Origin of the sequence: Pseudaquabacterium terrae, assembly GCF_013266755.1 — a bacterium.
Lineage (GTDB): Bacteria > Pseudomonadota > Gammaproteobacteria > Burkholderiales > Burkholderiaceae_C > Pseudaquabacterium > Pseudaquabacterium terrae.
In genome coordinates this window covers 328,345-339,251 of record NZ_JABRWJ010000004.1, presented here as the reverse complement: position 1 = coordinate 339,251, position 10,907 = coordinate 328,345, and the positions used below count along the sequence as shown (strand labels likewise).

Genomic DNA, 10,907 nt, shown 5'->3' with positions numbered 1-10,907 from the left:
GCTTTCCATGAACCGATTGTTGACCCTGTCCTGCCTGGCGGCGCTGTTCGGCCTGGCCGGTGCCGCACAGGCGGCAAACTTCACGCGTGGTGCGTACGACGGCGCAAAGACCGATATCAAGGCGACCTACAAGGCCGAGCGCGACAAGTGCGGCGCGCTCACCGGCAACGCGCGCGAGATCTGCGTCGAGCAGGCCAAGGGCCGCGAGGCGGTCGCGCTGGCGCAGCTCGAATACAACTACACCGGCTCGGCGCGCGACGAGACCAGGCTGCTCGAGGCCCAGTACAAGGCGCGTTATGAACTCGCCAAGGAGCGCTGCGACGACCTCGCCGGCGATGCCAAGGCCCTGTGCGTGCGCGAAGCGAAGACCGCGCGCGACAAGGAGCAGGCCGACGTCAAGCTCGCCAAGCGCGTGACGGTCGCCGTCGAGGATGCCGAGTCCGCCCGCGCGAAGGCCGAATACAAGCTGGCGATGGAAAAGTGCAGCCAGATGACCGGCGACACGAAGGACACCTGCATCGTCGCGACGAAGGCGCGCTACGGAGAGCGCTGGTAGGCTGCGCCCCACATTGCCGAACGACCCGCCAGAACCTGACCGACTCCGCCACGTCGATGCGCTGCGCGGCTTCGCGCTGCTGGGCATCCTGGCGGTCAACATCGGCGCCTTCGCCGATTCCTGGTTCGGCACCTTCGCGCCGAACCCCGCGTTCGGCGCGCCGCTGGACCAGGCGGTGCGATTCTCGGTCACGCTGCTGTTCGAGACCAAGTTCTACCTGCTGTTCGCCTTCCTGTTCGGCGTCAGCTTCACGCTGCAGATGAGCGCGGCCGCGCGCGCCGGTGCGGCGTTCGAGCCGCGTCTGCTGCGCCGCCAGGGCGGACTGCTGCTGCTGGGTCTGCTGCACGGCCTGCTGCTCTTCGACGGCGACATCCTGCTGCTGTACGGCCTGCTCGGCCTCGTGCTGCTGGCGTGGCGCGACTGGCCGCCGCGGCGCGCGCTGCGCATCGCCGTGACGCTGGTCGTCGCCAGCGCCATGCTGTGGTTGCTGGCGGGGGCCGCGATCGTCGCGATCGGCGTCGCGCTGCCGGCCGACGACAGCATCGTGCGGACCCGGCTGGCGGGCCTCGGCGGCGATGCGGCCGCCACGCTGCGCTACTACCTGACGCAGTGGCGGCAGTCGGCGCTGACCCTGCTGCTGTTGCAGGCGCCCGGCGCGCTGGCGGCCTTTCTGGTCGGCTTTGCGGCGGGCCGCAGCGGTGTGTTGTCGCAGCCCGCGCTGGCCTGGCCGGCGGTGCGCCGGATCGTGATCTTCGGCTGGCCGCTCGGGCTCTCCGGCGCGCTGGTCTACGCCTGGGCCCGGACCACCGCGCCGGGCCTGGGCGCGGACTTCGTGGCACTCGGCCTGAGCCTGTTGACCGGGCCGCTGCTCACTGCCGCCTACGTGGCGGGGGCGCTGGCGCTGTTCCAGACCCCGCGCGGGCAGCGCATCGAGCAGTGGCTGGCGCCGCTGGGCCGCATGGCGCTGAGCAACTACCTCGGCCAGTCGGTCGTGCTCGGCCTCATCTTCACCGGCTACGGCCTGCGGCTGATCGATCGCCTGCCGCCACCGGCCGTGCTGGCGCTGGTGCCGGCGATCATCGCGGTGCAGGCCGTCTTCAGCCGCTGGTGGCTGCAGCGCCACGCCTACGGGCCGGCGGAATGGGTGCTGCGCGCGATCACCACCGCGCGCCTGCCGCGCTGGCGGCTGGCCGCGGCCTCATGACATGCGAATGAGGCGGCCAAGGATTCAGAACCGCCACTCCGCCTTCAGGTAGGCATCGCGCTCGAACTCCGCGCGCGTGGCGAGCGCGCCGAACTCGGCGTGGCCGCCCGATGACAGCTGGCGCAGGCCGACCGACAGCTCGACCGCCGGCGTCACCTGCCAGCCCAGGCGCAGCGCGAGCGCGTGGTACGAGGGCACGCCGCTCGCCGGCCGCTCGGCGACGCCGCGCCAGGTGAGGTCGAGCTCCAGCCGTTCGCCGAGGTCGTGCGACGAGCGCAGCAGCCACCAGTGGCGCGGGTTACCGCCCTCGAGCGTCGCGACGCTGCGGCTGTCGTTGAAGCCCGGCCGCAGCTCGGCGCGCTGGCGCAGCAGCGCCCCACCCGCGTGCAGCCGCCAGCTCGGCAGCGGCTGCCAGCTGCCCCAGGCCTCGATGCCATGGCTGCGCCCGTCGATGGCGTTGCCGATGATGCCTGCGGTGCGGCTCGCATCCAGCAGCACACCGCGCAGGCGGCTGTACTCCGTGCGGAAGGCGGTGACCGACAGCGTCGCATCGACGCCGAACTGGCCGCGCCAGCCGAGCTCGAGGTCGTTGGCCACTTCGGACTGGAAGCCGGGCCCGCCGCGCAACGCGAAGGGCGGCACCCCCGGAAGGAAGAGATCGCGGTCCAGTCGCGCCGGCGCGCGCACCGCGCGCGAGGCCGCGGCCCACCACAGCTGGTTGGCATCCGGCCGCCAGGCCAGCCGCACCGTCGGCAGCGCTTCGGTGCCGGTGTAGTCGTTGCGATCGGCGCGCAGGCCGAGCGTCACCTGCAGCTCGGCGCCGAGCTGGAACTCGTCCTGCAGGTAGACGCTGTTCCAGGTCTGGTTGGCCAGCGGCGGCAGGAAGGCCACCGAGCGGCTGTTGCCGCTGTGGTTGCGCCCGCGGCGCAGCTCCAGCCCCCAGCTCAGCAGGTGATCGCCGATCGGCATCGCGGCGTGCTGCAGCTGCAGGTCGATGATGTCCTGCGTGTCGTCCAGCGTCGGCACCGAGGTGCGCCGGGTGTGCTCGGCATAAGCCTGCAGCATCAGGCTGCCGCCGGCCAGCGGCCGCTGCCAGCGCGCCAGCAGGTTCGCGCCGGACTTCTCGGTGCCCTGCGCGCCGACGCTGCCGGGCGGCTGGTCGATGCGCCCGCGCGAGACATCGCCGATCAGCGTGAAGTCGCCGTCGGCCAGCGCCGTGTCGATGCGCAGGCCGAGCTGCGCATGGCGCGCCGCGTCGCGCGCCGGCGCTCCGGCGGCCGTGGCGTTGCCGTCCTGCTCGATGTGCAGGCCGTAGACCGTGTAGTGCCCGCTGCCGCCGAAGCTGCCGCCGCTGCGCCCGGCGAGCCGGCGCTGGCGTTCGCCGACAACGGCGGTGGCCAGCGTGCCGGCGCGCTGCGCGGCCGAGCGGGTGATGATGTTGATCACGCCGTTGACGGCGTTGACGCCCCACAGCGTCGCGCCGGAGCCGCTGATGACTTCGATGCGCTCGATGTCCTCGAGCATCACCTCCTGCGCGTCCCAGAAGACGCCGGAATACAGCGGCGTGTAGATCGAGCGGCCATCGATCAGCACCAGCAGCTTGTTCGACAGCGCGCTGTCGAAGCCACGCGCGCTGATCGAATAGCTGCGGTTCGCCGAGCGCGCGACTTGCAGGTTCGGCGCCAGGCGCAGCACTTCGGGCAGGCTCGCGGGACCGGCACGGCGGATGTCGTCGGCGGTGATGACGAAGACCGATGTCGGCGCGTCGGACAGGCGCTGCGCCCGCCGCGATACCGAGGTGATCTCGATGTTGCCGAGCTGCTCCAGCGACAGCTCGGCGAGTGTGTTGCCGCTGTAGGTGCGTGCCTGCACCGGCGCGGCGCACACGAGCACTGCAATCGCGACAGGCGCCGCGACGAGGTTTCGGACTCGCAACATTCTCCCTTGCCGACGTGCTTGTGATGCACGTGTCAAATCGATGTTAAGCCCGCCCGACCGTCGGCGTCCACCCGTGGGCGTCGAGGCCGCGGGTCAGAAGGCCCCGGGCGCCGCCCGGATCACCAGTGGCTGGCGAGCGTGAAGCTCAGGCGGCCGTGGCGCGGCTTGACCGACACGGTCGTGTCGCGGCTGACCTCGAACTTCATCAGCGCGCCGCGGCGCAGCTCCGCATACGGGTCGCGCTTGCGGAATTCGAGCCCGAGGCGCATCTCGCGGTCGGGCCACTTCTCGGCGCCAGCCCAAGCCAGGCCGGTGCTGCGCGGCGGCAGCAGTGGCGTCGCCCAGGTCACCTGCGACGACTCGCCGGTGGCCCACGACAGGCCGACCAGCATGCCGGCATCGCGCGTCGCCGCGGGGGCCGGGAAGGGATTGGCGAGACTCGCCACCGGCGCCCAGCGATGCTCGACGCCGAAACCCAGGCCGAGCCGCTCGCGTCGCGCCCACAACATCGTCTGCGTCACGGCACCCGACGGCTGCACCGCGGGCCATCCGGCCAGCGTGGCCAGTGCGCTGGTGCTCGAGGCCAGGCTGCTGGACTGCGAACGCTGCAGCGTCCAGCCGGAGGGCGCGAATTCAGGCAGCGGCTCCATCACCATCATCGCGGCGCCGTCGAGATCGACACGAAGCTGGGCAAACACCGGCGCGAACACCGTGCCGGACAAGAGCGTCAGCGCCAGCACCCGTGCCGCATGGCGGCCGAGGGCCACGGCGAGCGGGGGGTGCGAGTGCATGAGGGGACCTCTTGCGATGGTGGGTGGAATGCGTCCATCGTAGGCATCGCGGCTCGTCCTGTGTGTCGGTGCGCGTCGATGTTGTGTGTCGGAATTCACCCACGCCCGCGGCGCGTCGCAACCGGGCGTGACAAGCGCCCTTGCCCCCTCTTTGGCGCCTCTTTGGCGCTTCGCGGGCGCGCCGCCTGCTCCCAGGCTCGCGATGATCCCCTTTTCCTGTGGCGGCTGCGGCCAGCCCGTGTTCTTCGACAACACCGCCTGCGGTTGCTGCGGTGCGCTGCTCGGTTACCTGCCGGCCGAGCGCCGCATGGGCGCCTTCGACCCGGCGGCCGCCGGTGAAGCGCGCTGGCAGCGGCTGGGCCGCAAGCGCTTGCGCGGCCACCGCCCCTGTGCAAACCGCGCCAAAGGCGTCTGCAACTGGATGCTCGAGCCGGGCGAAACGTTGACGCTGTGCCGCAGCTGCCGCCTCAGCACCGTGATCCCGGACCTGGGCGTCGAGGGCCATGTGCAGCGCTGGGCGGCGATCGAGGCGGCGAAGCGCCGCCTGCTGTTCACGCTGATGGAGCTGGGGCTCGCGCCGGAGCCCAAGCGGGGCAGCGACGATGCGCAGGGGCTCGAATTCCACCTGCTCGGCGCGCCGCCGCAAGGCCCGCCGGTGATCACCGGCCACGTCGGCGGCATCGTGACGATCAACATCGACGAGGCCGACGACGTGCACCGCGAAGCGACGCGCGTGGCCTTCGGCGAACCGGTGCGCACGCTGCTGGGCCACCTGCGCCACGAGGTCGGCCACTACCTGCACTACCGCTGGATCAAAGGCGACGCCGAGGAGCGCTTTCGCGCCGTCTTCGGCGACGACCGCGTGGACTATGGCGTTGCGCTCGCCCGCTACCACGCCGAGGGGCCGCCGGCCGACTGGAACGAGCACTTCGTCAGCGCCTATGCCAGCGCCCATCCGTGGGAGGACTGGGCCGAGACCTGCGCCCACATGTTGCTGGTGATCGACGCGGTGCAGACCGCCGCCGCCTGGGGCCTGCGGCTCGACGGGCCGGCGGCGAGCACGCGGCCGCCGCGCGCGACGGCGCAGGCATCGATCGATCGGGTGGTGCTGGACCACTGGCTGCCGGTGGCGCGTTTCGTCAACGCGATGAACCGCAGCCTCGGGCTGGCTGACGCGTATCCGTTCCTGATGCCCGATGCGGTGCTGCAGAAGATGGCCACGGTGCAGGCGCTGCTGGCCGAGGCGGCCGCCGCGACGGCCGAGGCGGCCACGGCGCCCGTGGCGCCAGCCGCCAGCTAGCGCGGTGGCTCGCCGACCGGGTCGGCGCTTTCGTTTTCGAGCCGCTCACCGCCGGCCGAGTCGGCGATGTCGGCCAGCAGTTCGTCGCGGCGCTGCACCAGCGCCAGGCCGAGGGCGCTGAAGTCCAGCGGCGCACGCAGCGCCATCGGGTAGATCTGCTGCGCCTCGCGCGCCAGGTGCAGCTCGAGCAACTCGCCCAGCACCATCACCCGCGCATCGAACATCGGATCGTCCGGCGCCATGTCCATCAGGCGCGTCGACAGCTCGCGCATGCACTCGTGCTCGACCTCGGCCTGGTCGACCGGCGCGCTGTCGATCAACACCTGGCGCAGCTCGGGATAGAACAGTTCTTCCTCGATCTGCAGCTGCACCGCCAGCTCGGCGCACAGCCGCCGCGCCAGGCCGGCGCGCAGCGGGTCGGCCGAGGGGCCCTGCGCGCGCAGCCGCGTGTAGCGCGCCATCAGGCAGCGCGTCATTGCCTGGCCGGCGAGCAGCACGTCGAGCACGCTGTCACCGGCCGCGAACTCGGTGTCCACGCAGGTCGCCAGCCAGGGCAAGGGGCCGATCGGCGGCGGCGAGAAGGGCATCGAGGAAGGCGTCATTGCAGTGAATCTCCACGGAGGGGTCAGCGCAGCGGCACTCAGTGCAGCGGCGTCGGCTCGACGGTCGGGCTGGCGTAGGCGTGGCCGATGCAGACGCGGGCGAAGAAGTAGTCGTTGCGCGCGCGGTCGCTCAGGCGGTCGAAAGCGATGTGCCCCTCGGCGTCACACGGAAAGCTCAGGCCGCGCCCTTCTTGCGATAGGGAGCGGAAGCAGAGCTGGTAACACGCGGGGGTTGAGGTTCGAGGGGTGGGCATTTGTGGCTCCGTTGGTCTTGGTGTGGAGACATCTGTCGATGAGCAAACTGTGCACCCGCCGTCGTGCCGGCACTGTCGGCAGCCGCAGCGACACGCTGTCGGCAGCCGCGGGGGCGCGCTGTCGGCAGCCACGGGGGCGCGTTGTAGGACAAGCGCCTCGCCCAGGCGCGTTGCAAACCGACAGTCGGCGCGGCACCGGCTGCCGACAATGGCCGCAGCCTGATCGCCGCAAAGGACAGCCCCCTTGAAAGCCCCCGCATGACCACGCTGTACCTGCTGATGCTGATCGGCGGCTGCCTCGTGGCCCTGGGGCTCGTCGCGGGGCTGTACTCCAGCCGCCTCGGCTTCTCGCACCTGCTGGTCTTCCTGTGCGTCGGCATGCTGGCCGGCGTCGACGGGCCGCTCGGCCTGCCCTTCGACGACTACAAGCTCGCCTTCGGCGTCGGCAACCTGGCGCTGGCGCTGATCCTGCTGGACGGCGGGCTGCGCACGCCGGCGAAGACGCTGCGCGCCGGGCTGTTGCCGGCCTCGCTGCTGGCGACGGTGGGCGTTGCGCTGACCAGCGCGATCGCCGGTGCGGCCGCGATGTGGGCGCTCGACCTCGATTGGCGCCACGGCCTGCTGCTGGGCGCGGTGATCGCGTCGACCGACGCCGCGGCGGTGTTCGCGCAGCTCGGCGGCGACCGCGCCGCGCTGCCGCACCGGCTGTCAGCGACGATCGAGGTCGAATCGGGGCTCAACGACCCGATGGCGGTCTTTCTGGTGCTGTCGCTGATCGCGCTGATCAAGGCGCCGGACAGCGGCGGCGCCGACCTGCTGGCGCTGTTTGCCCACCATGCCGGCTGGGGCGCGGCGATCGGGCTCGGCGCCGGGCTGCTGCTCGCCTGGGGCCTGCACCGGCTGCCGCTCGACGAGCACCGGCAGGGCCTCACCGCGCTGCTGCTGGCCGCCGCCGGGCTGGTGGTGTTCGCGCTCGCCGGGCTGGTCGATGCGTCGGCCTTCGTTGCCGTCTACCTGTTCGGCCTGGTGCTGGCGCAGCGCGCGCGGCGCACCGTGCGCGCCGCGCTGCCCGCGCTCGACGGCTACACCTGGCTGGCGCAGGCGGGGCTCTTCCTGCTGCTCGGGCTGCTGGTGACGCCGCACGACCTGCTGCGCCTGGCGGGTCCGGCGCTCGCCGTGGCGGCGGCGCTGATGCTGGTCGCGCGGCCGCTGGCGGTGGTGCTGTGTCTGGCGCCGCTGCGCTTTCCGTGGCGCGAGCAGCTGATGGTGGCGGCGGTCGGCCTGCGCGGCGCGGTGCCGATCGTGCTGGCGGTCTATCCGGTGATGGCCGGCATCGAGGGCGCGTACCGCTTCTTCGACGTCGCCTTCGTCGTCGTGCTCAGCTCGCTGCTGCTGCAGGGGCCGGCGCTCGGCGCGCTGGCGCGGGCCCTGGGGCTCAACGGGTCTTCAAAAGGCGGTTGAACAGCGCCTCGAGCTGGTCGCGCTCGAGCGGCTTGACGAGGAAGCCGTCCATGCCGGCCTCGCGGCAGGCGCGTTGCTCGTGGTCCATCACGCCGGCGGTCAGCGCGTAGATCGGCGGGCGCTGGCCGGCCGGCCACTCGGCATGGATGCGCCGCGTCGCCTCGATGCCGTCCATGCCGGGCATCTGCACGTCCATCAGCACGACGTCGAAACGCTGCCGTCGCAGCGCGGCGATCGCCTCGCCGCCGCTGGCGACCACTTCGAAGCGGTGGCCCATCTCGTCGAGCACATAGGCCAGCACCTGGGCGTTGATCGGGTTGTCCTCGGCCACCAGCACGTGCAGCGCAGCGCCCGGCACGGCCGGCGGCAGCACGGCGCTCGCCGGTGCGGCTGGCGCCGGCCGCAGCAGCGCCTCGAGCGTGGCGCGCAGCGATGCGTGCTTGACCGGCTTCGACAGCTGCGCCTGCAGGCCGGCGGCGCGGGCGTCGGCGTCGGACAGCGGCCGGCCCGAGGTCAGCAGCACCTGCTTCAGCGCCGCGCCGCGCTGAAGATGCAGCGCCTGCGCCAGCTGCCGGCCGTCGAGCCCGGGCATCTGGAAGTCGAGCACCGCGACGTCGGCCCGATCGCCCTGCAGCGCCCATTGCAGCGCCTGCTCGGGCCGGCCGGTGTCGCGCACCACCAGGCCCCACTGTTCGAGCTGCCGGCGCAGGATCTGCCGGTTGGTGTCGTTGTCGTCGACGATCCAGGCGTGCAGCCCGGCCAGCGCCGGCGCAGCGCCGGCCGCTGCGTCGGCTGCGGCTTCGTCGGGCGGCGGCGCGAGCAGCACGCTGAAGTGGAAGGTCGAGCCGCGGCCGGGTTCGCTGTCGGCCCAGACCTGCCCGTCCATCAGCTCGGCCAGGCGCTTGCAGATCGCCAGGCCGAGCCCGCTGCCGCCGTACTCGCGGCGGGTCGACGCGTCGACCTGGCTGAACGACTGGAACAGCCGCTCGAAGCGTTCGCGCGGGATGCCGATGCCGGTGTCGCGCACCGCGCCGTGCAGCTGCAGCCGGCCGTCGGCGCAGCGCTGGCCGTCGAGCCGCACGACCACCTCGCCGCGCTCGGAGAACTTGACCGCGTTCGACAGGTAGTTGACGAGGATCTGGCGCAGCCGGCCGGCATCGCCGAGCAGCCGGCGCGGCAGGCCCGGTGCCAGCTCGTAGGTCAGCTCGATGCCCTTCTCGCGCGCACGCGCGGCCACCAGGTCGAGGCTCTGCTCGACCAGCGCCTCCGCCTCGAAGGGCAGGCGCTCCAGCGGCAGCCGGCCCGATTCGAGCTGCGAAAAATCGAGGATGTCGTTGATCACCGTCAGCAGGTGGTCGCCGCTGGCGCGGATGACGTTGGCGAACTCGCGCTGCTCGAGGTTCAGCGGCGAATCGGCCAGCAGCCCGGCCATGCCGATGATCGCGTTCAACGGCGTGCGGATCTCGTGGCTCATCGTCGCCAGGAACTGGCTCTTGGCCTGCGTCGCGCGCTCCAGTTCGTCGGCCAGCGCGGCACGGGCCTCGGCCGCCTCGTGCGCGGCACGGGCACGCGCGGCTTCGTGGCGCTCGTGCAGGAGCTGCTCGCGGATGCGGCGGTTCTCGTCCTCGAACTGCTTGCGCCGCACCTGCGCCCGCACGCGCGCGGCCAGCACCACGAAATCAGCCGACTTCTGGATGTAGTCGTCGGCGCCGGCGGCCAGGCTTTCGATCAGCGAGCGGCCGTCCTCGTGCCCGGTGAGCATGATCAGCGGGATGTCGCGCACGCCGGGCGCCGCCTTGATGCGGCGGCAGGTCTCGCGGCCGTCGAGGCCGGGCATCACCAGGTCCATCAGGATGCAGTCGACCGGCTGGACCGCCAGCAGCTCGAGCGCCTCCTCGCCGGAGCGCGCGGCGACGACGTCGTACCCTTCCGCGCGCAGCTGCGCCGTCAGCTCCTGGCGGTAGGTCGCGCTGTCGTCCACCGCCAGCACGCGCTGCGAGCCGCCCGGCGGGGCCGGCGCCCGGGCTGCGCGGCTGTCCGCCGCGCTGCGCAGCAGTGCCGCCAGGCGCGCCAGCACGACATCGAGCGGCTCGTCCTTGCGGGCGAAGGCATCGGCCCCGGCATCCAGCGCCAGCAGCTCGGCGCTGCGCTCTTCCGAGCCGGTCAGCAGCAGGCAGGGCAGGTCGCGCAGGGCCGCGTCGAGGCGCACGCGGCGGATCACCGTCGTGCCGTCGACACCGGGCAGCCGGCTGTCGACGATCAGCGCGCCGGGCCGCGTCGCGGCGGCCATGCGCAGGCCCTCCTCGCCGCTGGCCGCGGTGGCCACCACGTGGCCGGCCTCGGTGAGCGCCTGCGCCAGCGCCTCGCGGAACGTCGCGCTGTCGTCGATCAGCAGCACCGGCGGCTGCGCGGCCGCGACGCCGCGACGCGAGCGCAGCAGCTGCTGCGCCCGCGCCACCACCGCCGGGCGGTCGTAGGGCTTGCCGACGTACTCGTCGGCGCCGGTGCGCAGGCCGCGCACGCGGTCGGCGACCTCGGCCTCGCTCGACAGCATCAGCACCACGGCCGCTGCGCGCGCGGGGTCGGCGCGCAGCTCGCGCAGCAGCTCGATGCCGTCGCCATCGGGCAGCAGCAGGTCGAGCACCACCACGTCGGCGGGCGCCGCGGCCAGCGCGGCGCGCGCCGACGCCAGGTCGGCGCAGCCGGTGACGCGAAAGCCCGCCGCCTCGAACCCTTCGACCAGGTCCATGCGCACCGTCAGGCTGTCGTCGACGATCAGCGCGCTCGGATTCGGCATCGTT

General features: G+C 72.5%; 9 protein-coding genes. 4 read left to right on the top strand and 5 right to left on the bottom strand.

Annotation, left to right across the window (positions count from 1 at the left end; genetic code table 11):
• The first annotated feature begins 7 nt into the window (after window positions 1-7).
• Complete coding sequence (locus HLB44_RS14165; RefSeq protein WP_173123509.1) at window positions 8-556, top strand: hypothetical protein; 549 nt, start codon at window positions 8-10, stop codon at window positions 554-556.
• A 13-nt stretch (window positions 557-569) separates the two neighbouring features.
• Complete coding sequence (locus HLB44_RS14160) at window positions 570-1,760, top strand: DUF418 domain-containing protein (RefSeq protein WP_173123507.1); 1,191 nt, start codon at window positions 570-572, stop codon at window positions 1,758-1,760.
• Window positions 1,761-1,784: 24 nt separating this feature from the next.
• Here the strand turns inward: HLB44_RS14160 and HLB44_RS14155 are convergent, their stop codons facing one another.
• Entirely contained in the window at window positions 1,785-3,698 is a 1,914-nt protein-coding gene (locus HLB44_RS14155) for a TOL_0244 family TonB-dependent receptor (protein WP_173123505.1), read from the bottom strand.
• Between the two features lie 119 nt (window positions 3,699-3,817).
• On the bottom strand, window positions 3,818-4,489 hold the full coding sequence (locus HLB44_RS14150) for a hypothetical protein (protein WP_173123503.1): 672 nt from the start codon (window positions 4,487-4,489) through the stop codon (window positions 3,818-3,820).
• Window positions 4,490-4,691: 202 nt separating this feature from the next.
• On the opposite strand from HLB44_RS14150, the gene HLB44_RS14145 reads away from it, so the two are divergent.
• A complete protein-coding gene (locus HLB44_RS14145) occupies window positions 4,692-5,789 on the top strand; it encodes a zinc-binding metallopeptidase family protein (protein WP_173123501.1) in 1,098 nt (365 codons plus the stop codon).
• On the opposite strand, the gene HLB44_RS14140 is transcribed toward HLB44_RS14145, so the two are convergent.
• A complete protein-coding gene (locus HLB44_RS14140; RefSeq protein ID WP_173123498.1) occupies window positions 5,786-6,391 on the bottom strand; it encodes a hemerythrin domain-containing protein in 606 nt (201 codons plus the stop codon). The genes HLB44_RS14145 and HLB44_RS14140 overlap by 4 nt on opposite strands.
• A 38-nt stretch (window positions 6,392-6,429) precedes the next feature.
• Entirely contained in the window at window positions 6,430-6,645 is a 216-nt protein-coding gene (locus HLB44_RS14135; protein ID WP_173123496.1) for a hypothetical protein, read from the bottom strand.
• Between the two features lie 258 nt (window positions 6,646-6,903).
• On the opposite strand from HLB44_RS14135, the gene HLB44_RS14130 reads away from it, so the two are divergent.
• Window positions 6,904-8,106 (top strand): potassium/proton antiporter, encoded by a 1,203-nt coding sequence (locus HLB44_RS14130; RefSeq protein WP_173123494.1) that lies wholly within the window; start codon window positions 6,904-6,906, stop codon window positions 8,104-8,106.
• Here the strand turns inward: HLB44_RS14130 and HLB44_RS14125 are convergent.
• Window positions 8,081-10,903, bottom strand: coding sequence for a response regulator (locus HLB44_RS14125; RefSeq protein ID WP_173123492.1), 2,823 nt, complete (start codon window positions 10,901-10,903; stop codon window positions 8,081-8,083). The genes HLB44_RS14130 and HLB44_RS14125 overlap by 26 nt on opposite strands.
• Between the last annotated feature and the right edge of the window lie 4 nt (window positions 10,904-10,907).